This is a genomic window from Streptomyces sp. NPDC101776 (genome assembly GCF_044766845.1).
Classification (GTDB): domain Bacteria; phylum Actinomycetota; class Actinomycetes; order Streptomycetales; family Streptomycetaceae; genus Streptomyces.
The window spans coordinates 1,217,040-1,237,783 of record NZ_JBIWMV010000002.1 but is presented as its reverse complement, the minus strand read 5'-3'; the positions used below and the strand labels follow the sequence as shown (position 1 = coordinate 1,237,783).

Annotated in this window: 19 protein-coding genes and 1 pseudogene; 8 read left to right on the top strand and 12 right to left on the bottom strand. The window is 70.7% G+C overall.

The window, feature by feature from the left end:
• Window positions 1–66: 66 nt before the first annotated feature.
• From ACIRRY_RS11330 to ACIRRY_RS11320, 3 genes are all read right to left on the bottom strand, one after another.
• Window positions 67–879 (bottom strand): SAM-dependent methyltransferase, encoded by an 813-nt coding sequence (locus ACIRRY_RS11330; RefSeq protein ID WP_403970732.1) that lies wholly within the window; start codon window positions 877–879, stop codon window positions 67–69.
• A 143-nt stretch (window positions 880–1,022) separates the two neighbouring features.
• On the bottom strand, window positions 1,023–1,277 hold the full coding sequence (locus ACIRRY_RS11325) for a DUF397 domain-containing protein (RefSeq protein ID WP_019060458.1): 255 nt from the start codon (window positions 1,275–1,277) through the stop codon (window positions 1,023–1,025).
• Window positions 1,278–2,138 (bottom strand): helix-turn-helix domain-containing protein, encoded by an 861-nt coding sequence (locus ACIRRY_RS11320; RefSeq protein ID WP_403970730.1) that lies wholly within the window; start codon window positions 2,136–2,138, stop codon window positions 1,278–1,280. It lies immediately after the preceding gene.
• 344 nt (window positions 2,139–2,482) lie between these two features.
• Between ACIRRY_RS11320 and ACIRRY_RS11315 the strand changes: the two are divergent.
• The 3 genes and pseudogenes from ACIRRY_RS11315 to ACIRRY_RS11305 all read left to right on the top strand — a co-directional run.
• Window positions 2,483–3,091: pseudogene (locus ACIRRY_RS11315) on the top strand (ATP-binding protein); the annotation flags it as partial.
• Window positions 3,092–3,474: 383 nt separating this feature from the next.
• Window positions 3,475–3,918 carry a hypothetical protein gene (locus tag ACIRRY_RS11310; protein WP_403970727.1) on the top strand — a complete coding sequence of 148 codons (444 nt, stop codon included), beginning with the start codon at window positions 3,475–3,477 and terminating at the stop codon, window positions 3,916–3,918.
• A gap of 648 nt (window positions 3,919–4,566) precedes the next feature.
• On the top strand, window positions 4,567–6,510 hold the full coding sequence (locus ACIRRY_RS11305; RefSeq protein ID WP_403970723.1) for an ABC transporter ATP-binding protein: 1,944 nt from the start codon (window positions 4,567–4,569) through the stop codon (window positions 6,508–6,510).
• A gap of 4 nt (window positions 6,511–6,514) precedes the next feature.
• Here ACIRRY_RS11305 and ACIRRY_RS11300 read toward each other — a convergent pair whose 3' ends face one another.
• From ACIRRY_RS11300 to ACIRRY_RS11285, 4 genes are all read right to left on the bottom strand, one after another.
• On the bottom strand, window positions 6,515–6,697 hold the full coding sequence (locus ACIRRY_RS11300) for a hypothetical protein (protein WP_403970720.1): 183 nt from the start codon (window positions 6,695–6,697) through the stop codon (window positions 6,515–6,517).
• A 145-nt stretch (window positions 6,698–6,842) separates the two neighbouring features.
• A complete protein-coding gene (locus ACIRRY_RS11295; RefSeq protein ID WP_403970717.1) occupies window positions 6,843–7,532 on the bottom strand; it encodes a DUF899 domain-containing protein in 690 nt (229 codons plus the stop codon).
• Between the two features lie 80 nt (window positions 7,533–7,612).
• Complete coding sequence (locus ACIRRY_RS11290; protein WP_403970715.1) at window positions 7,613–8,797, bottom strand: cytochrome P450; 1,185 nt, start codon at window positions 8,795–8,797, stop codon at window positions 7,613–7,615.
• 31 nt (window positions 8,798–8,828) lie between these two features.
• Window positions 8,829–10,181, bottom strand: a complete 1,353-nt coding sequence (locus ACIRRY_RS11285; protein ID WP_403970712.1) for an amidohydrolase — start codon at window positions 10,179–10,181, stop codon at window positions 8,829–8,831.
• Between the two features lie 160 nt (window positions 10,182–10,341).
• Here ACIRRY_RS11285 and ACIRRY_RS11280 point away from each other — a divergent pair, with 160 nt between their 5' ends.
• Window positions 10,342–11,292 (top strand): endonuclease/exonuclease/phosphatase family protein, encoded by a 951-nt coding sequence (locus tag ACIRRY_RS11280; protein WP_403970709.1) that lies wholly within the window; start codon window positions 10,342–10,344, stop codon window positions 11,290–11,292.
• A 103-nt stretch (window positions 11,293–11,395) separates the two neighbouring features.
• Here the strand turns inward: ACIRRY_RS11280 and ACIRRY_RS11275 are convergent, their stop codons facing one another.
• Together ACIRRY_RS11275 and ACIRRY_RS11270 are read right to left on the bottom strand one after the other, a co-directional pair.
• Window positions 11,396–13,255, bottom strand: a complete 1,860-nt coding sequence (locus ACIRRY_RS11275; protein WP_403970706.1) for an FUSC family protein — start codon at window positions 13,253–13,255, stop codon at window positions 11,396–11,398.
• 555 nt (window positions 13,256–13,810) lie between these two features.
• Window positions 13,811–14,542 (bottom strand): hypothetical protein, encoded by a 732-nt coding sequence (locus tag ACIRRY_RS11270; protein ID WP_403970703.1) that lies wholly within the window; start codon window positions 14,540–14,542, stop codon window positions 13,811–13,813.
• Between the two features lie 293 nt (window positions 14,543–14,835).
• Here ACIRRY_RS11270 and ACIRRY_RS11265 point away from each other — a divergent pair, with 293 nt between their 5' ends.
• The 3 genes from ACIRRY_RS11265 to ACIRRY_RS11255 all read left to right on the top strand — a co-directional run bounded on the left by ACIRRY_RS11265 (window position 14,836) and on the right by ACIRRY_RS11255 (window position 16,451).
• A complete protein-coding gene (locus tag ACIRRY_RS11265; protein ID WP_403970700.1) occupies window positions 14,836–15,375 on the top strand; it encodes a hypothetical protein in 540 nt (179 codons plus the stop codon).
• A gap of 120 nt (window positions 15,376–15,495) precedes the next feature.
• Window positions 15,496–15,978, top strand: a complete 483-nt coding sequence (locus ACIRRY_RS11260) for a RidA family protein (protein ID WP_403970697.1) — start codon at window positions 15,496–15,498, stop codon at window positions 15,976–15,978.
• Window positions 15,975–16,451, top strand: coding sequence for a GNAT family N-acetyltransferase (locus ACIRRY_RS11255; RefSeq protein WP_403970694.1), 477 nt, complete (start codon window positions 15,975–15,977; stop codon window positions 16,449–16,451). Before ACIRRY_RS11260 ends, ACIRRY_RS11255 begins: the two co-directional genes overlap by 4 nt.
• A 1-nt stretch (window position 16,452) precedes the next feature.
• Here the strand turns inward: ACIRRY_RS11255 and ACIRRY_RS11250 are convergent, their stop codons facing one another.
• The 3 genes from ACIRRY_RS11250 to ACIRRY_RS11240 all read right to left on the bottom strand — a co-directional run bounded on the left by ACIRRY_RS11250 (window position 16,453) and on the right by ACIRRY_RS11240 (window position 19,839).
• Window positions 16,453–17,400, bottom strand: a complete 948-nt coding sequence (locus ACIRRY_RS11250) for a glycoside hydrolase family 6 protein (protein WP_403970691.1) — start codon at window positions 17,398–17,400, stop codon at window positions 16,453–16,455.
• 241 nt (window positions 17,401–17,641) lie between these two features.
• Window positions 17,642–18,361, bottom strand: a complete 720-nt coding sequence (locus ACIRRY_RS11245; RefSeq protein WP_403970688.1) for an aspartate/glutamate racemase family protein — start codon at window positions 18,359–18,361, stop codon at window positions 17,642–17,644.
• A 5-nt stretch (window positions 18,362–18,366) separates the two neighbouring features.
• Window positions 18,367–19,839, bottom strand: coding sequence for an NCS1 family nucleobase:cation symporter-1 (locus ACIRRY_RS11240; RefSeq protein WP_403970685.1), 1,473 nt, complete (start codon window positions 19,837–19,839; stop codon window positions 18,367–18,369).
• 214 nt (window positions 19,840–20,053) lie between these two features.
• Here ACIRRY_RS11240 and ACIRRY_RS11235 point away from each other — a divergent pair, with 214 nt between their 5' ends.
• Window positions 20,054–20,722 (top strand): GntR family transcriptional regulator, encoded by a 669-nt coding sequence (locus ACIRRY_RS11235; RefSeq protein ID WP_403970683.1) that lies wholly within the window; start codon window positions 20,054–20,056, stop codon window positions 20,720–20,722.
• Window positions 20,723–20,744 lie beyond the last annotated feature (22 nt).

Below are 20,744 nucleotides of genomic sequence, written 5' to 3'. Positions count from 1 at the left end.
CACATCGGACACGCACAACACCGGACACCCGGAAACCCGCAGCCCGCAGCCCGCAGCCCGAGAAACTCAGGGCTTGCGGCCCACCGCCCCGTACCCCGGAATCACCCCGCCCTCCTGCCCCGGCACCGGATCGCCCAGCTCCGGATGCCACCGGTCGACCATCGCCACGCCCGGCTCGACGAGGTCGAGGCCGGTGAAGAAGCGGGCGAAGCCGGTGCGGGAGCGGAGGGCCAGGGTGATGCCCGCCGCCGTGAGCTTCTCGACCGCCGCCGTCGACTTCTCCGGGGTGAAGTCGGCGGTGGCGTGGGTCATCATCAGGTAGCTGCCGCTGGGGAGTTGGGCCAGCAGGCCGTCGACCAGCTCGTGCGCGCCGTCCTCGTCGGGGACGAAGTGCAGCAGCGCGACGAGGGACAGGGCGACCGGCCGGGTGAGGTCGAGAACCTCCCGAGCGCCCTCGATGATCGTGTCCGGCTCCCGCACGTCGGCCCGCAGATACGCGGTCGCGCCCTCGGGTGTGCCGCACAGCAGGTCCGCCGCGTGGGCCGGCACGACCGGGTCGTTGTCGCAGTAGACGACCCGCGTGTCGGGCGCGATGCCCTGCGCGACCTGGTGCAGGTTCGGCTCGGTCGGGATGCCGCTGCCGATGTCCAGGAACTGCCGTACGCCGTGCTCGGTGAGCCAGCGCGTGGCCCGGTGCATGAACGCGCGGTTGACACGTGCCATGACCGGCACCCTCGGGTCGAGGGCGAGCATCTGGCGGCCCATCTCCTGGTCGACGGGGTAGTTGTCCTTGCCGCCGAGGTACCAGTCGTACATGCGGGCGGGGTGGGGCCTGCTGGTGTCGGTGGCGTCGGTGGCGTCGGTGGGCCGCACGGTCATCACGTGCTCCATAAGGTTGTGCAGCAAAAGGTGATCAAGTCAGTGCCAAATTAAGGAGGTTCGGGAAGTAATTGAGGACGTTGGGGAGGTTGAGGAGGTTCGGGAGGGAGAAAGCATTCAGCACAGGTTCGGCAGAGGTCCGGTCAGGAGAGCAGGAAATCCGCCTCGCCCGCCTTCGCCCCCTCGATGAAGGCCGTCATCTCGTCGGTCGTGTAGATCAGAGCCGGCCCGTCCGGGTCGGTGGACTGACGGACGGCGATCCGGCCGTCGGCGAGCTTCATCGCCTCCAGGCAGTTGCCGCCGTTGCCGCCGCTCCACGGCTTGTGCCAGCCTTCGCTTCCCAAGTCCCGCGCGGGCATACCGTTGTAGACGCTCATACGCGGCTTGATGCGATCCATTCACAGCTCCTTGCGGAGATCCTTGAGGATCTCCTTCGTGCGATGTGCCGTAGCGGCCTGCGCCGCCATGCGGTCCATGACCTCGAGGTGGGTCCCCACCTCTTCGCGCGCGTCCAGATAGACCGCGCCGGTCAGGTACTCGCTGTAGACCATGTCCGGCAGTTCTGACATGGCAAATCGGAACAGCACGAAGGGCCCGTACGTGCCCGGGTGCGGCCCCGAGGAGAACGGGGCGACCTGCAGGGTCACGTTGGGCAGCTTCGTGGCGTCGAGCAGCTTGTCGATCTGCTCACGCATCACCTCCGGGCCGCCGACCGGGCGGCGCAGGGCGGTCTCGTCCATGACGACCCAGATGCGGGGCGCGTCGGGACGGGTCAGCAGATCCTGGCGCTGCATGCGCAGCGCCACATGGCGCTCGATGTCGTCGGGGTCGGTCTGCCCGATGGCGCCCGACTTCAGCACGCCGCGCGCGTAGTCCTCGGTCTGCATCAGCCCGGGCACGAAGTGCGGTTCGTACGACCGGATGAGCGCGGCCGCGCCCTCCAGGCTGACGTGCATCGAGAACCAGCCGGGCAGGATGTCGTGGAAGCGCTGCCACCAGCCGGGCCGGTTGGCCTCCTCCGCGAGCTGGACGAAGGCCTCGGCCTCCTCGTCGGAGACGCCGTAGGACTTCAGGAGGAGCTGGAGGTACGGGATCTTGAGAGAGACCTCCGCCATCTCCATCCGGCGGACCGTGGCGGGCGCGACGCGCAGGACGCGGGCGGCCTCCTCGCGCTTGAGCCCCGCGCGTTCCCGCAGGTCCAGCAGGCGCCGGCCGAGGACGACCTGGCCGACCGTCGGTGCGGACCGCGGCTCGCTCACGCTCCACCTCCACGATTGAGTAATGAGTCCCGGCGGCTGAGCACAGCCGAGTACTGACGTACCGAGTACAGCCGAGTGCCGAGTACAGCTGAGTGATTGAGTACTGACAGCGCGTGCGTCCGTACAGTTCGGCAGAAGCGTTCTCAGGACCCGGCGAACCGAATCCTGACAGCCCTACGGCGCCATTCGAAGACTCATTCGAAGATCGGGACAGACCTCCGGAGATCCCAACTGGCGCCGCGCGACTTTCTGTTGCGAGCAGTGTGCCACGACCGTGCAGAGCGTCATACGGCACTCTGCATTTTTCATAGTGACACTTGCCAAGTGTTCACGGCGGGGCGATAGTGGCAAGCGTGATTCCGTCCCCGCCCTTAGGAGCAGACGCCGCCGCAGGCCGCCTCGGTCTCGGTGCCGCCGCGGGAGCCGTCCCTGGTGGGGCCGCTGCCGAGCGCCGGTTCCGGTTCGAGCTGGCCGCCCATCCGGGTTCCCCCGCCCAGGCAAGACGCCTGACGCGGGCCCGGCTGTCCGGCTGGTCCGTCTGCGAGGACACCTGCGACACGGCGGTTCTGATCGTCTCCGAGCTGGTCACCAACGCGATCGTGCACACCGCGAGCAGCCACATAGTCTGCGAGCTGCACGATGGCGACGACCTGGTGCGGATAGCCGTCCGTGACGAGGGCTGCGCCCCCGGTGAACCTCATCCGTCCCCGCAGCGGCCCGATGAGGAGCACGGGAGGGGACTGCTTCTCATCGACGGGCTGTGCCGGGCCTGGGGCGCTCAGGAACACGGTCCTGGCCTGCTGGTCTGGGCCGACCTGCCACGGCAGGCGGACCCGGCGCAAGGCCACCACCCGGCCCCCGGCCACGACAGTTCCGTACCGCGCAACGACCTGGGGTGGGGCGCACGACCCAAGCCGGGTACGTCGGGCGGTTCGGGCGACGGGGACGAGGCGACGGCACACTTCGGGGCCTTCGAGGATCTGGGCGTATTTCCGGGGCGGGGGCATGGGGGTGCCTCCGGCAGCGGGCATGGGGGTGCCGGCGACTTCGGAGGTCTGGACCTCGGCGGCTTCGGGGGCCGGGAGCACGAAACCGGGGGTGGCCTCGGAAACGGGGCCGGCTCCGGACCGCGGAGCCGGGAGGTTGCGGGCCGCTTCGGGGGCCCCGGTCAGGAGGCCACCGGTCTCTTCAGGGGCCGGGGCCACCAGGACGCCGGCGACCTCCCGGACTCCGTGGACATCGGGGAATCCGGTGGGCTCAGAGAGTCGGGCGGGTTCGGGGAATCCGGCGGGCTCGGGGAATCCAGTGGATTCGGGGACTTCGGTACGGGGGTCGAATGGGTGTGAGCGGCGGGTTCGGTCCCGGCCAGGTGCTCAGTCTCGACACGCTGGTCCGGCTGGGGCGTGCGCTGCACGGGCCGGGTACGCCCCGGCGACTGGCCGTCCCCGAGGACATGACGGTGCCGCTCGGCTGCGACGCCGTGGCGGTGCCCGCGCGTTTCGGACCGCTGGTGCTGCCCCGCCTGCCGCGCGTCGGCTGTGTCTACGCCGACGAGACGCACTGGTGGTGGATCGTCCCGTCCGACTCGGACTACGCCCTGGACTGGCCCGCGCCGGCGCGGTACACCACGGGCGCGCTGGTCCCGGACTCGCCTCGCGCGCCCGGGCTCATCCATAAGCCCGAGGGGAAGCTTCCGTACACCCCGCCGATTCCGCTGTATCTGGCGGTGTGCCGGGTTACGGGGGCTACGCCTTCGTGGTCGCGGCCCATCAGCGCGTAGCGCTCCGCGGGTTGAGCGGCTTTTGTTGTGCGGGTCCGGTGAGTGGATTTGTCTGCGGGGTCGGTGGGGGCTGGTCTTGTAGGTCTCCCGGGTGGGTGGATTTGCCTGCGGGCCGGTGGGGGTGATCTTGCAGTTCTGCGGGGTGGGTGGGCTTGTCTGCGGGCCGGTGGGGGCTGGTCTTGTAGGTCTCCGGGGTGGGTGGGCTTGTCTGCGGGCCGGTGGGGGCTGGTCGCGCAGTTCCTCGCGCCCCTTTCGGGCGCTGAGCGCCCGCGGGGGGGGAGCCACACATCGAATCAGCCCCGCTCCCCTTTCGGGGCGCTGAGCGCCCGCGTGGGGGGGGGAACCGCATATCGAAACAACCTAGAGTCCCTTCGGGGCGCTGAGCGCCTGCGCGGCGGAGGCGCATATCGAAACAGCCCGCGTCCCTTTCGGGCGCTGAGCGCGCGGGGGGCGGAGCCCCATATCGGAAACAGCCCCGCTCCCCTTTCAGGCGCTGAGCGCCCGCGCTGCGGAGCCGCACACCGAAACAGCCCCGCGCTTCTTTCGGGGCGCACGCCCGCGCGTCCCCGGCCCTTGCTTCCGCGCCCTGCCCCGAAACCTCCCACCCCGCGATAGTGGCCGTTCGTCCACGATCGGGGGAGGTTGGCGTTGGGGAGCAAGGGTGACTCGGGGTCGGGGGAGCCGTCCGCGTCGGAGCGGCTGCTCTTCGGTGGGCCCTTGCGGTACGACACCGGGTGGAGTCAGCACAACGACGCGTTCCTGGAGCTGAGTTTTCGGGCCATGGTGACGCGGTTGCCGGCGATGCTGCGGTCGAGTTTCCGGCTGGCCTGGCAGGCCGATCCGCGGGCCGCGCGGGTCGTGCTGGCCTCAGAGGCGTGCCGGGGCGCGACCCAGGCGGTGGGTCTGCTCGCGGTCAACAGCGTGCTGGGGCGGCTGATCAGCGGCGGCGCCATCGCCGACCGGCTGCGCGGTGCCGCACCCGCGCTGGTCACGATGGCCGCGGTGCTGGTGGTGGGCGCGCTGCTGCGGGCCGCGTCGACGTACGCGACCGGTCGGCTGGAGCCGAAGGTCGAGCGGGTCGCCACCGAGCTGTATCTGGAGCGGGCGGCGGCCGTGGAGCTGTCCGCGATCGAGGACCACGCGTTCCACAAACTGCTGGACACCGCGCAGTACGGCGCCATGTCGGCCCGCCGCATGATCTCGTACGCGACCAACGTCATGAACGCGCTGATCTCGCTGATCGCCGCGGCGGGCGTGCTCACCGTGCTGCACCCGGCGCTGCTCCCGCTGCTGGCGACGATGACGGTGCCGAGCGCGTGGGGCGCGCTGACGAACGCGCGCCGCCACTACGAGTCGTTCCACACCTGGGTGCAGCACGTCCGCGCCGGCCGCCTGATCGGCTCGCTGCTCACCGAGCCGGAGGCGGCCCCGGAGATCCGGGTGCACGGCGTCGGGCCGTTCCTGTTGCACCACTTCCACGAGATGTCGGAGAGCGCGGAGGCGGAACAGGCCCGGCTGGCCCGGCTCACGGCCCGCACGGGGCTGATCGCGGCGAGCTGGACGGGCCTCGCGACGGCGGCGACGTACGCGACGCTGGGCGGGCTGCTGCTGTCCGGCGCGATGGCGCTCTCGGTGGCGGGTACGGCGGTGATCGCGATCCGTACCGGCTCCGCCAGCCTCGACACGCTCGTCCTGGCGGTGAACCAACTGCACGAGGAGGCCCTGTTCGTGGGCGATCTGCAGAAGCTGTACACGGAGGCGGCCGAGCGCGCGATCCCGGTCGGCGGGGCGGCGCTGCCCGAGGAACCCCGCGAGATCCGCTTCGAGAACGTCACGTTCAGCTACCCGGGCGAGGCCACCCACCCCGCGCTCGACGATGTCTCCCTCGCCCTCCCGCTCGGCCGGATCATCGCGCTGGTCGGCGAGAACGGCTCCGGCAAGACGACCCTGGTCAAGCTGCTGGCCGGGCTGTACCGCCCCGACCGGGGCCGCATCCTGTGGGACGGCGTCGACGCCGTGACCGTCGACCGGCAGCAACTGGCCGACCGGATCGCGATGGTGGCGCAGAACTTCAAGCGCTGGCCGTTCACCGCCCGCGTCAATGTGGCCGTCGGGCGGTCGGCGGCGCCGATCACCGAGGAGCGGCTGGCGAGCGCGGTCGCCGAGGCCGGCGCACAGGACGTGGTCGCGGATCTGCCGCGCGGTCTGGACACCCTGCTGGCCCGCAACTTCAGCGGCGGACACGAGTTGTCGGGCGGTCAGTGGCAGCGGCTCGGGATCGCGCGGGCCGCCTACCGGCGGGGCCGCATCCTGATCGTGGACGAACCCACGGCGGCCCTCGACGCCCGGGCCGAACTGGAGGTCTTCGAGAAGATCCGCGCGCTGGCCGGCACCGGGCAGACGGTCGTGCTGATCACGCACCGGCTGGCGTCCGTACGCCACGCGGATCTGGTGCATGTCCTGGACCAGGGGCGGCTGGTGGAGTCCGGGACGCCCGACGAACTGCTCGCGAGTGGTGGGGTGTACGCGGAGCTCTACGCGCTCCAGGCGGACCAGTTCACGATGAAGGTGCCCGCCCCGAAGGCGGGCTGACCCCTCAGGCGGCGACGTCCACGATGTCGCCGCTGCGCACGATCACCAGGAACGCGTCGGTCGCGATGTCCATGACGACCTCAGCCTGCAGGCCCTCAAGACGGCGCGCCTGCGCGAACTCCTCCGCCGGCCACGAACCACGCGGCCCGCCGGCGGGGAAACGCTCAAGCACCGTTCGCCCGTTCACCCTGTACCTCCCTGTCGTGCTGAACTCGGAGAGCTTCGTGAAGCCTCGTAGAGTTAAACGCCGACAGTACGGTGAACGGCTCGCGAAGTGACGGTACTGAGACATAGTCGACACCCGGCCGCACATTTTTCCCGTACGTTCCGTATCAGTCCTCGTACTCGTCGTGATAAAGCACGCGTGCGCTGCCGGCGGGCGCCCCGAGCGCCGACGCACGCCCCTCGGGCTTCTCCCACTCCTCCTGGCGCCCCAGCGCGGTCAGATCGAGGAAGGTGGTGGTCGAACCGAGCCCGTCGAGCCCGCGCTCATAGGTCGAATAGGTGTGGAACACCCGGTCGCGCTCGCGCAGGAAGCAGCTCACCCCGGGCCGCTCCATGGGGTCCCCGTCCCCGACGAGCGTCACGTCGAAGTCCCAGTTGAAGTCCCCGCCGAACGACGAGTACCAGGGCAGCGTCCACCCCATCCGCGCCTTGAACGGCAGGATCTTCGTATACGGCGCCCTCGACACGGCGGCGAACGTCGTACCGCGTGCCTTCAGATGGGCCAGGTGCCCGATCTGGTCGAGGAACGCCGAGCAACTGCGGCAGCCCGCCTCCCACTCGGGCGCGAACATGAAGTGGTAGACGACGAGTTGGCCGCGCCCCTCGAAGAGGTCGAGCAGCGTGGCCTTCCCGTCGCCGCCCTCGAAGAGGTACTCCTTGTCGATCTCCACCATGGGCAGCCCGCGCCGCTCGGCATTGAGCGCGTCCCACGCGCGCGTTGCCGCCTTCTCCTTGACCAGCAGTTCCTCGCGCTGTGCGCGCCACTGCTCGCGCGAGACGATCTCCGGAAGCGACATGGGGGCCCTCCTGTGACAACGGTCCGTTGAGAGGTGGACCGGAGCGGGAACCCGAACTCATCGCTGCCGCGAAAAGAACTTCAAGCCGAGTTCTTGGCGTACGACACCGGGAGCGCGAGCAGCCCCCGCGCGCGCAGCGACGGCCGCCACCGCACCTCGCCCTCCCCCAACTCCAGCCGGGGAAACCGCTCCAGCAGCGCGGCCAGCGCGATCTCCGTCTCGGCGCGGGCCAGCGGCGCGCCCAGGCAGTAGTGGATGCCGTGGCCGAGCGCGAGATGCCCGGAGGTGTCGCGGGAGAGGTCGAGCCGGTCGGGGTCGGGAAAGCGGTCCGGGTCACGGTTCGCGGCGGACGCGGACACCCACACCGTCTCACCGGCGGGGACGGTGACCCCGCCGATCGTGACGTCCTCGACGGGGAACCGCCGGATGGCGAGCAGCGCGGGCCCTTCGTACCGCAGGAACTCCTCTACGGCGGCCGGGAGTTGAGCGGGGTCCTTGCGCAGGGCGGCCAACTGCTCCGGGTGTTGGAGGAGGGCGAGCACCGCGTTGCCGATGAGCTGGACGGTGTTCTCGTACCCGGCGAAGAGGATGAGGAAGGCCAGCGACATCAGCTCGTCCTCGCTGAGCCGGTCGCCCTCGTCGCGTACGGCGATCAGGTCGGAGAGCAGGTCGTCGGCGGGCTCCTCCCTTTTGTCGGCGAGGAGTCGGGTGAAGAAGCCGAGCATCGCGACGACCGCGTGCCTGCCCGCCTCGGGCGGTGTCCCGGGGGCGGGTGCGACGAGGGTGTCGGTCCACACCCGAAAGTCCCGCCGGTGCCGGTCCGGTACGCCGAGGAGGTCGCAGATGACGGTGATGGGGAGGGGCGCCGCGTAGGAGGCGATGAGGTCGGTGTCGCCCTCCGTGCCGAGTGCGTCGAGGAGTTGGTCGGCGGTGCGCCGGATGGGCTTACGGAGCTGCTCGGTCCGGCGCGGGGTGAAGGCGCGGCCGACCAGGCGGCGGATGCGGGTGTGGTCGGGCGGGTCCATGTTGAGGAGGTTCGCGTCGAGCGCGGGCGGCAGCGAGAAGCCCTTGTAAGTCCCGGCCGTGGCATGCGACTTGTCCAGCGAGAGCCGCGGGTCGGCCAGCGCCGCCCGGACGTCGTCGTACCGGGTGACGAGCCAGGCGGGGGTGCCGTCGGGGCCGACGATGCGGTGCACGGGGGCGCTGTCGCGCAGGCGCCGGTACACGTCGTACGGGTGGTCGAGAAGGCCGTCCGCGAGATCCATGGGACCAGCCTAGAGGGGACTCGGGCGCGGCTCAGGTGTCGTACTCCTGGATGCGGCGGCCATGGCTCCGGTCGACGAGTGCGGGCAGCCGCTCCCCCAACTCCCGTACGACGGCGGGTACATCGAGGGTGAGCAGCTCGCGGTCGCGCATCAGGACGCGGCCGTCGACGATCGTGGTGCGGACGTCGGCGGAACGGGCGCTGTGCACGAGGGTGGCGGCGAGGTCGTGGACGGGCTGGGTGTGCGGCCCGGTGAGGTCGACGAGGATGATGTCGGCCCGCCGCCCCGGTGCGAGGGTTCCGATCGAGTCGCCGAGTCCGACCGCCCGGGCGCTCTGGAGGGTGGCGTGGTGCAGCGCCTGACGGGATGTCAGCCAGCGCGGGTCGCCCTCGGTCGACTTCTGCACCAGGGACGTGAGCGCCATCGACTCCCACACGTCGAGGGAGTTGTTGGAGGCGGCACCGTCCGTGGCGAGCCCGACCGGGATGCCGATGGCTCGCAGCGCGCGGATCGGAGTGGTGTCGGGCCAGCCGAACTTGAGGTACCCCCGGGGTGCGGTGGCGACCGCGACACGGCCGCTCGCGCGCTCCAGGACGGGCAGGTCGCGGTCGATGATGCCGGTGCCGTGGGCGATGAGCAGGTCGGTGGCCAACAGGCCGGTGCGGTCGAGGACTTGGATCGGGGTGACGCCGTGGCGGGCGAGGCTGGTGTCGGTCTGGTCGCGGTTCTCGGCGGCGTGGAGGTGGACGGGAAGGCGGTGTTCCAGGGCGAGTTCGGCGGTCGCGGCGAGGTCGGCGTCGGTCACGGTGTAGGGGGCGTGCGGGGCGAGCGCGGTGGTGATGCGACCGTCGGCCGCACCCCGGTGCCGTAGCGCGAACTCCACTGATTTCTCCCGGCCTTGAGGACCCTGGGAGGAGAAGTACGCCTCGCCGAGATGGGCACGGATCCCGCACTCGGTGACGACGGCGGCCACCGTGTCCATGGAGAAGTAGTGGTCGGCGAAGCAGGTGACCCCGGCGCGGATCATCTCGGCGCAGGCGAGCCGCGCCCCCAACTCCACATACTTTTCGGTGAGGTTGGACTCGACGGGCCAGACGACGTCGTTGAACCACTCCTCCGTGGGCAGATCCTCGGCGAGCCCGCGCAGCGCGACCATCGGCGCGTGGGTGTGGCAGTTGATCAGCCCCGGCAGGGCGATCTGCCCGCGCGCGTCGAGGCGTTCGACGGCGGCGAGGCCCGCCACGTCCGCCGCGCTCGTCACCGACTCGACGAGCCCGTCCCGTACGACGATCGCCGCGTCCGACTCGAAGCCGATCCCTTCGTGGTCGTCGTGGACGAGGACGGCGCAGCCGGTGATCAGCAGATCTGCGGGAGAGTCACTCACTCTCCCAACGTACGGCGTCGTCCTCGCCTCGCGTGAGCCGAACCGCGCATCCCGGCGTGGCGCTGTCGCGAGCCGCCCCGGACCAGCACGCTTGCCTCATCAGCAAGGCTCTTGCCTCATCACCGAGGCTTCTGGACCAAGGCTTCTGGAAGGGGCCCGCATGCTCCTCGGCACCTGGAATCTGGAGAACCTGTACCGCCCCGGCGGCCCGTCCGGCCCCAAGGACAAGGCCGCCTACGAGACGAAGCTCGCCTCCCTCGCCGCCGTGATCACGGAGTTGGACCCGGTGCTGCTCGGCGTCCAGGAGGTCGGGGACCCGGCCGCGCTCGACGACCTGGCCGGGTTGCTGGACGGCGAGTGGCACACCGCCACCTCCGCGCATCCGGACGTCCGGGGCATCCGGGTCGGCTTCCTCAGCCGTACCCAGCCGCGGGTCGTCGCCGACACGAACACCTTCCCCGCTCACCTCCGCCCGGTGCAGTCCGACGACTCGGGTGCCGAGGAACCGGGCGCCGGCCGGGGTTTCCTGGCGGTGGAGGTCACGACGGCGACCGGGCCGCTGACGGTGGCGGTCGCCCATCTGAAGTCGAAGCTGCTGACCTACCCGGGCAACCGTTTCTTCCCCCATGACGAAGGTGAACGGGCCCGCTACGGCGCCTACGCCCTCTACCGCCGGGCCGCCGAGGCGGCGACCCTGCGCGCGCTGGCCGACGACCTGCTGGCCGGTGAGGGCCGTACCCGGGACGTGGCGGTGCTCGGCGACCTGAACGACGAGGTGCAGGCCGCGACCACCCAGATCCTGCTCGGCCCGCCCGGTTCGGAGCTCGGCACGCCCGGCTACGACCGGCCGGACCAGGGCGACGCGGTCCGCCTCTGGGACGTGGCCCCGCTGATCCCCGCCGACCAGCGCTACTCCCGGATCAACTCCGGGCGCCACGAGCTGATCGACCACCTCCTGCTCAGCCATCACCTGGTCCACCGGGTGACGGCGGCGGGGACGGGACTACCGGGTGCGGGTGCGCCCCAACTCCCGTCGGTGGGACCGGATCCGGCGGAACGGCGGGAGGCACCGGGCTCGGACCACGCACCGGTGTGGGTGCGGGTGGAGTGACCACGTCGGCGTCGGCGTCGGCTCAAATGGCTGTACGGCGAGCGGCAGTTCGGCAATGGCTGTACGGCTAAGGGCAGTTCGCCTGTCGCTGTGTCGATGGCGGCTATACGGCGATGGGCAGTTCGATGGCGCGCAGCCCGACCCGACCCCGCCCCCGCTCGAACTCCTCCAGCAGCTGGGTGAGTTGCTCGATGTGGTGAGGCGTGAGCCGTCCCGTGTCGTCGAGATGGACGGCGCAGGCGGTGGTCGTGTCGACGAGCCGTTCGAGGACGGCCGCGACCTCGTCCGTGCCCTCCGTGTGCCGGGCGAGGGCGGGGAGTTCGGCGGCCGAGACGGCGATGGCGCCACGGGCCTCGGCGAGTTTGCGGTAGGCCTCGCGGCGCAGGGTCCAGCGCTCGGCACGGTCGTCGGACTCGCTGAGCACATGCACGAGATAGGCGTGCGCGGCATCGCCGGCGGCCACGAGCCGCGCCCGCACTCCCCCACCACTCTTCCCCGGCATCGGCAGATGCCCGACGACCAGCACGATCGCGCAGGCCAGCAGTGTCTCGCCGATCCGGCTCGCGGAGGCCTGCGGTTCGCCGCCGACCATCACGAGGGAGAGCACGAGGACGGTGACGACGGCGGTCTGCGCGGCGAAGTGCCGGGTGGCGACGGGAATGAGCGCCCCGCTGAGCGCCACGAGCGCGACGAGCCCCTCCGGCCGGGGCAGCACGGCGGCGAACCCGGCGAAGACAAGAGCCCCCAGCACGGTCCCCGCCGCCCGGCTCAGCGCCCGCGAGGCGAGCGGTCCGAGGTCGGGCTTGACGAGGAAGACGGCGGTGGCGGGAAGCCAGTACCAGTGCTCGTGCTGCCCGTACCAGCGAGCCTGGTGCAGCGCCTGTGCGGCGGCGACACTGGCCCCGAAGCAGAGGGCGACCCGGAGGCCGTACTCACGCCCCCCGGCCCCGAACGCCTTACGGAACAAGGCGGTTACCGTCCCCCTGCGCGCATGCAGATCACTGCCCTCCGTCTGGTCGAAGGCGTCGGCGGCGTGCAGGAGGGCGTCGTCGAGGGCACGGAGTGCGGGGGCGGAACGGTTGGGCGCGGGCAAGGGCCCGGTGTGCGCGTTGTCCCGCACGGCGGCGGCGAGCCGCCGAGGCCCTTCGCCCGCCCGGCCGGACACCGCCTCCCCACCCCACGCGATCGCGGTCGCGGCCTCGGCCAGCGGCAGCGCGGCGGCGTACTGCCCGTGCAGCCGCCGCTCGGCCGCGGAACTGGCGTACCGCCGCAGCCGCGGCCCGGCGAGCGCGTCCTGCGCGTGATCGAGCGCGGCGGTGAGCGCGGCGCGCCGCCCCGTCGCCTCCGGCCCACCACTGGCGTCGAGCAGCGCGGCGATCGCGTCGTACACGGCGGCTACGGCGTCCCGCTCGCCGTCGAACCGGTAGTCACCGGCGATGGCACCGGGCGTGGGCAGCGCCAGTCGCAGCAGGACCAGCCAGGCGGCGCCGGCGAGAAAGGCCAGGGCCCTCTCCCATCCAGGCTCGGGCAGGGGCATCCCGGCGCCGATGGCGGAGGCGACGAGCAGTTGGGTACCGGCACCGGACGCGACGGGCCCGATCGCACTGAAACTCCCGGCGACCAGCCCGATCCCGGTGAGGAGCAGCGTCAGCGCGAGAGCGCCGACATGCTCCCCGGCATAGGTCCCGACGAGCAGCCCACCCGCCCCCGCGAGTGCGGGCCCACCGAGCCGCTTGACCGACGCCCGCCGACTGCCGGGCCGGTCGTTGATCCCGGCGAGCATCGCCCCGAGCGCGGCCAGCACCCCGAGGGACGTACGCCCGACGACCACGGCGACGAGAAGAAGGGGCCCGGCGGCCAGCGCCCCCCGCGTGACCGCGCTCCAGGGAACCGGCCCACGTTGGGCACGGAGCGTGTGGGCGAGCCAGGGCGGAAGCGAGAACGCGACGGTACGACGGGACACAGGGCTCCTGTCTTGACGAGGGCGGGGTGTGCCTTCGGGCGACGGTGGCCGGGGCGAGGCTGTGGTGTCCACGGTAGTTGGGGCGGGGGTGCGGAACGGACGGAGCGTATTTCGGGGGTGTGAAGGTTGGCCGTAGGGGCGCTTTCTTTATGAACGCAACGCGGGGAAGGCCGGGGAAGAGGGTGGGGCGGAGTCTGGGAACGGACCCGGAAAGGGAGCGGATCCGGGGGCGTAGCCTGCCCCCGGATCCTGTGATGCCACCCATGCGGCACGCCGGCACGCTTGAGGACCCAGGTCAGTCATGATGTCGTCGCGTCCTGCCTTTGGACCACCACGCATCGAGCTGCGCGGACCGGACTTGAACCGGCATTTCGACGTCCGGGGCCTGGGCCCGGTCGATCCGGCGATCGGTGGCGAATGCTGAGTCTGGAGCGAGAGTCTGAGATTGATCACGGGCGGGATTCAGTGTCCCGTCCGTGCCTTCACGACAAGCTTCAGTTTCAGCTTTGCGCTCCTCGCGCACCCCGGCCACAAAGGACCGGGGAGTCTGGAAGGCTACCCGAAGAGGTAGCCGAACACGGCGTCACCGACCCGCTGGTCGACGACGTCGGAGCCGTTCGCCTCCTCGCGGGCGAATTTCACGGCCTGCTGCAACTTCTCGACGCGGTCGAGGAGTTCATTGACGCGGCGGGCGGGAAGGGCTCCGGAGAACTTCACGGTCGTCCAGTAGCCGACGGGAATGTCCTCGTAGTACACCTCGACCTGAGCGGGGTGCTTGTCGGTCGCCTCCGCCTTCACATGGTTGCGCGGCACCTTCTTGGTCCGCAGCGTGCGCACGGGTTCCGTCTTCCACGCGTCGGTCGACGGGTCCCGCACCCAGGACTCGGAGGCGTCGAGCAGCGGCAGCTTCCGTACGAACGTGGTGAGATCGACCAACTGCTTTTCCAGGAACAGCAGATAGGACACGGGGACATCGGCGACGAGCACCCGCCCGTCGACGGTCACGTCCGCCCGCGCCGCACAGTTGGCCCAGTCCTTCGTGGCGGTCACGTCGAACAGCCGTGACAGGGTGGCCGCGGTCTCCCGCAACACGTCCTCGGCCTGCACCTGCACCCGCGTCGACTCGGGCGGCAACTGCTCGCCCTCCTCGTCCTTGGGCTGATACGTCCGCGAGATACCGGCCAGCAACGCGGGCTTCTGCAGCCCGTGATGAGCCGCCGTCAGGTCCTGGTGGGCCTTGGACTTGACGCCCTTCTCCACTGCGATGATCTGATTGAGTTTCGCCACGCGAGTGACCGTAGCAGCGGGAACTTCCTTTTCCCCAAAGGTTATTCGGCCTGCGGCAACTGAGCGCGACAGGGGCCCCGGGCCGATTGTCAGTGGTGTGCGCTTCACTGGAGTGGTCACTGAGAGTCACCACGGGGGAGCGGTCGATGGCAGCGCACGGGACGAATGAGAGTGGGCAGGGGCAACCGCAGGGGCAAGGGCAGCCGGAGGGGTTGGAGCGCGGCCGTGGCTCGCGCGGCGCTCGTACGCATCTGTCGGTCGCCGGGTTGCAGGCACGGGGATGGACCGCCGGGATGGTGCGTCGACTGCTCGGTGAACCCGATCTGTTCCGGGTCAATCCGTATACTCGGGCGGCTCCGCGGATTCGGCTGTACTGCGTCGAGCGGGTCGAGGCCGCTGAGCGGAGTGCGGAGTTCCGGGCGGTGACGGCGGCTGCCGTGCGGCGGTCCGCGGCGGCGCGGGTCGTCGCTCGGCGCAGGCTGCGGGAGGTGCTGGCGCGGATCGCGGCCGAGCCGATCGACGTACCGCACCTGGCTCCGCGCGAGTTGGCGGCGCTGGCGGTCGAGTACCGCGATCGGCGGGACGGTGCGCCCGGCACGGTCGGGAGTGCCGATCCCGGCGGGCTCGACCGGTGGGAGGTCGACTGTCTACGGCACCAACTGGCACGTTACGACGCGTTGTTGGACGGGTTGTTCGGGGGTGCCGGGTGGGCCGCTGCCGAGGAGTCGCTCCGGCGGCGGGTCCACGCCGCGATCGCCGAGGCGTATCCGCATCTTGCACGGGAGTGCGAACGCCAGTTGTCCGGGCGGGAGGGCGGTCCGCCTCCGGAATGACCTGCCCGGGCGGCGACTCGGCCGAGCGGAAATTCGGATGCGGCGGCCGTCGTCCACGTGGTCGGCTGACGCCCGTATTGCGCCAACTGCCGATCGCCTACCGCCAACCGCCGGCAATCGATGGGCCGACCCCTCGGAGACCCCGTGCTCGAACGCGTCATCGCCCCCTCCCTCTTCCCGCCACCCACCTACTCCCACGCCACCGTCGTCGAAGCCGGTACGAAGCTCGCCTTTCTCGCCGGGGCCGTCCCGCTCGACGCCGACGGCAAGGTGGTCGGCGTGGGGGACGCGGTGCGGCAGGCCGGGCAGGTGCTCGCGAATCTGGGTGAGCAACTGCGGGCGGTCGGCAGCGACTTGGGGCATGTCGTGGCAACTGACGTGTACGTCGTCAGCAGCGAACCCTCGGTGTTGTCCGCCGTATGGGAGGTGGTCGAGGCGTCCGGGCTCAGCGTCGGGCCGCACTCGTCCACACTCGTCGGCGTGGCCTGCCTCGGGTACACCGGGCAGCTCGTGGAGATCACGGCGACTGCCGTCGTACCGGTCCAAGTACCGGACCCCGTACCGGACCCGCCGTCCATGCCGGAAGAGATGGTGCAGTCGTGAATCCCGGTCCCGAGAGCGTTGTCACGCTGCGTCGGGCGACCGGCTCCGACGCGCGGGCCGCCGCCGACGTATGGCTGCGTTCGTTCGCCGCCGCGTTGCCGACCGTCGTCAGTCCTCGGTCCGCCGACGATGTGCGCGACTACTTCCGGGACGTCGTCGTGCCGCTGCGCGACGTCTGGGTGGCCGATGCGGGGGACGGCGGCGGGATCGTGGGGCTGATGGTCGTCAACGATGACGAGCTGTCCCAGTTGTACCTCGACCCCGACTGGCGCGGGCGCGGCCTCGGGGACCGGTTCGTCGGGCTCGCGAAGGAGCGGAGTCCGCGGGGGCTGCACCTGTGGACGTTCCAGGTCAACAAGCCCGCCCACCGGTTCTACGAGCGGCACGGCTTCGTCGCCGTCGAGTTCACGGACGGCGGCGGCAACGAGGAGCGGGAGCCGGACGTGCGGTACGTGTGGCGGCCCAAGTCGTAGGTCAGGGGCGGGCGTTGCGGGCCAGTTCCAGGGCGTACGACGGCCACCATCGGCCCGCCGCCGGGCCGCCCCGGCAGGTGCCGTCGGACTCGCCGGGGCGTTTGATCCAGAGGTAGGCGTCGAGGAGGGCGTTGTCCGTGCGGGTCGTCGGCGGGGTGCCCAGGGCGCGGCCGGGTGGATTGCACCATCCGTCGGTGCCTGCGTAGGGGCCGTTGCCGTTGCGGCTGGTGTCGATCACGTAGTGCTTGCCGGCGAGGTCCTTGGAGAGTTGGTCGCCGTACGTCGAACTCGCCTTGTCCGTCTGGTAGTTGGCGACGTTCAGCGCGACGCCGTCGGCACGGGCGACCCCGGACGCCTTGAGCGCGTCGACCAGTCGCCAGGCCTCCGGGATCCAACCGGAGTTGCCCGCGTCGAGGTAGACGTGCGCGTGCGGCTGGCGTTTGAGACGGTCGACGGCGTGGGCGAGCAGGGCGTAGCGCTCCCGCGCGATCACCCGGGTGCAGCCGGCGACCACCTGGGCGACCGCGTCCGGTTCGACGATCACATAGGCGGCCCGGTCGCCGAGCGCGGTCGCGAACTCGTCGATCCAGGCGCGGTAGGCGGCCGATGTGGGGGCGCCGCCGAGGGAGTACTGGCCGCAGTCGCGGTTCGGGATGTAGTACGCCACGAGTACGGCGATCTGACCTGCGCGGGTGGCGGTGGTGGTGCGGGCGCGGACGAGTGGGCCGGGGTGGGGGCCGTTGAGCCACTCGGCCTCGGGTCTGGTGGCGATGCGGTCCATCAGGGCGGCGTCTGTTGTTCGGCCGGATTCGCGCCAGGTGGCGGCCTGTTGGGCGGCCGGGGTGTCGGGGGCGGTCCAGAGCGGTTCGGGTTCGTCGTGCGTTGCCCCGGCGCAGCAGAGTCCTGTGAGGAGGGTGGCGAGGAGGGCGCGTGATACCGGTCTGGGCAAGGGGGCTCCGTTCTTGCCGGGGGTGGCTTGTCCTTTCGGGAGTGTGTGGGGTGCGGGTGTCCGACTCGGCGTGTGGGCTGGTGCGTCGCGGCAAGATCACCCCTGTGGAGTGGGCGCGGCGCGGTAGGGGGTGGCAGGTTCTGTCCATTGGCGGGTGCGGCGCCGTCGTGGCGTGTCGCGCAGTTCCCCGCGCCCCTCCCTTTAAGGGCGTTGCCCTCGCGCCCCCGGCCACCCCGCGCCCCTAAAGACCACCACCCCAGGCCCGTTTCTTGGGCACCGGGCTCGCGTAACTCCCCGCCCTGCTCGTCGTCAGTCCCAGGCCCACCAGCGATTCCGCCAGCTTCACCGCCGCCCCGACCCCGTCCACCACCGGCAACCCCAGCTTCTCCCCCACCGCCCGCTGCAAGCCCGTCATCCCGGCGCAGCCCAGCACCAGCACCTCGGCGCCGGCCGCGCACGCCCGTTCCGCCGCCGTGAGGAATGCCGCCCGCGTACGGTCCTCGTCACCGGCGAGGTCGAGGACGCTCAGCCCGGTTCCCACCACCGCCGCGCAGTTCCGGCCGACCCCCGCCAGCTCCAGGCTGTCCTCGATCTGGCCGCAGGACCGTTCGAGCGTGGTGACGACGCCGTACCGTCGGCCCAGGAGACAGGCCAGATGGGCGGCGGCCTCGGTGATGTCGACGACCGGCACGTCCACCAACTCCCGGACGCCTTCCCGTCCGTGCTCCCCGAAGCCGGCCATGACAACGGCGTCGTAGGGCGGGCCGTCGTAGGTCCGCAGGAGGTCCATGACGGCCGCGGCCGAGAGGTAGCTGTCGAGCCAGCCCTCCGCGGACTCGGGGCCCCACGCGGGGGTCAGTCCGGTCACGGTGGTGCCCGGGCCTGCTGCGGCCCGGGCACCTCGTACGATCTCCTCGGTCATCTCCTGCGTGGTGTTGCAGTTGGTGACGACGATGCGCACTCCGCTCAGACCTCCACCGGCTCGGGGGCGGGCTCGGCGGCGGCTCGGTCGGTGCGGCAGATCAGCAGGTACAGGCCGGCGCCCAGGGCCGTACCGATGAACCACGAGTACGGGGCGACGTCGCTGAACGTCTTCACGAGGGCGAGTACGGCCGCGACCGCCGCCGAGGGCAGGAACGCCCACAGCGCCTTGGGGTTGACGCCCTTCCTGTAGTAGTAGCGGGAGCCGGGGGTCGCGTCGAACAGCTCCTGTACGTCGACCCGGCCGCGCTTGACCCAGTAGTAGTCGACCATGATCACGCCGAACAGCGGGCCCAGGAAGGCGCCCAGGCCGCCGAGGAAGTAGTTGACGACGGTCGGGTTGGAGAAGAGGTTCCAGGGGGTCACCACCAGCGCGGCCACCGTGCTGATCATGCCGCCGATCCTGAAGCTGATCTTCTGCGGCCAGACGTTGGCCAGGTCGTACGCCGGTGAGACGAAGTTGGCGACGATGTTGACGCCCATGGTGGCGACGGCGAACGTCAGCGCGCCCAGCACCATCACCCAGGTGTTGCCGACCTTGGCCACCAACTCGGCCGGGTCCGTGATGGCTTGGCCCCAGACCTCCAGCGAACCGGCCGTGACGATCACCGAAACGACCACGAACGCCGTGGAGTTGATGGGCAGGCCCCAGAAGTTGCCGCGGCGGACGGTGCGTTCGTCCGGTGCGAAGCGGGAGAAGTCGCAGAAGTTGAGCATCAGCGTGCCGTACGTCGCGAGGATCAGGCCGATCGCGCCGAACCACTGCCGCCACTGCTCGCCGAACGAGACCGGGTGCGGGGTGGAGGTGAGCGAGATGCTCCAACCCGCCTTGGACAGCACCCAGATGGCCAGCGCGATCATCACCAGCCAGATCGCCGGGCCGCAGAAGTCCTGGAACTTCCGTACCGATTCCATGCCCTGACTGATGATCACCGCCTGGATCAGCCACAGCGACACGAAGGAGACCCAGCCGAGGGCGTCAAGTCCCAGGAAGGAGTGGTGAGTCCAGGACTCCAGGCCCGGCCACGCGGCCAGCAGCATCACGTTGACGGCGACGGAGGCGAGGTAGGTCTGGATGCCGTACCACATGATGGCGATCACGGCCCGGATGAGGGCCGGGATGTTGGCGCCCCAGACGCCGAAGCTGATGCGGCTGACGACCGGGAACGGGACGCCGTGCGCCTGCCCGATCTTCCCCATCCAGTTCATGCCGACGTAGATGAGCACGAAGCCGACGAGCAGCGAGGTGAAGACCTGCCAGACGTTCATGCCGAGCACCAACAGGCCTGCGGCGAACGTGTAGTTGCCGAGGTTGTGGACGTCCGACATCCACATGGCGAAGAGGTCGAAGACCTTCCAGTTGCGCTTGTCGGCGGGGGCGAGGTCTTCGTTGGTGAGCCGTGGGTCGGGGACGAACGCTGGTGTGCCGGTGACTTCGGCACGGTCGGCGAGTGACACGGGGGCCTCCAGGGCGAGGGGACGGAAGAGCGCGGAGGGCGTGGGGGGGGGTGGGAGGGGTGGGGGGGTGGGGGGGAACAGGAGTGGACGGGACGGCTTCCGGTGTCGTTTGGTATACCAAACTGCCGTCATGGTCCTCCCGTCAACCGTTCCGACCGATGTCACCGCTGTTAACGCTCCGTAAAACACCCCCGGAGTCGGCGAAGATGGCCCCATGAGCTCCACGACAGCGAAGATCGAACCCCTCGGAGCGGTGCGCGAGCGCGTCCTGGCCACCCTGCGGCAGGACATCATCGCCGGTCGCCTCCGCCCCGGAGACCGGCTGGTGGAGCGCGAGCTGGCCGAGCGCTTCGGGGTCTCGCGGGTGCCGGTCCGGGAGGCGATCCGCGCCCTGGTCGCGGAGGGCTTCGTGCTGTTCGAGTCGGCGCGCCGCACGGTCGTACGGCGGCTGACCCCGACCGACGTCAAGGAACTGTTCGAGCTGCGTGAGGCGCTGGAGGTGTACGCGGCGGGGCTCGCCGCGTCCCGCGCGACCCCTCAAGCTCTCGCCGAACTACGGGAGTTGCTCGACAGTGCGGCGGAGGCCACCAGGTCCGACGACGCCGAGGCGATCACCGACGTCAACACCCGCTTCCATGACCGCATCCTGGCCCTGGCCGGCAACAGCCTGCTGATCTCGGTCATGGAACCGGTCGACGGCCGACTCCGCTGGCTCACCCGGCAGAACACGGAGTGGCCGCAACTCCTCACCGAACACCGGGAGTTGTACGAGGCGATCGCGTCCGGCGACCCGGACCGCGCCCGTGCCCACGCCCTCAGCCACGTACAGGCCAACTACCGTTCCACGGTGCGGCATCTGTTCGGGGACGACGCGCGGCCGTAAGCGGAGGGAGGAGAGGACGGCC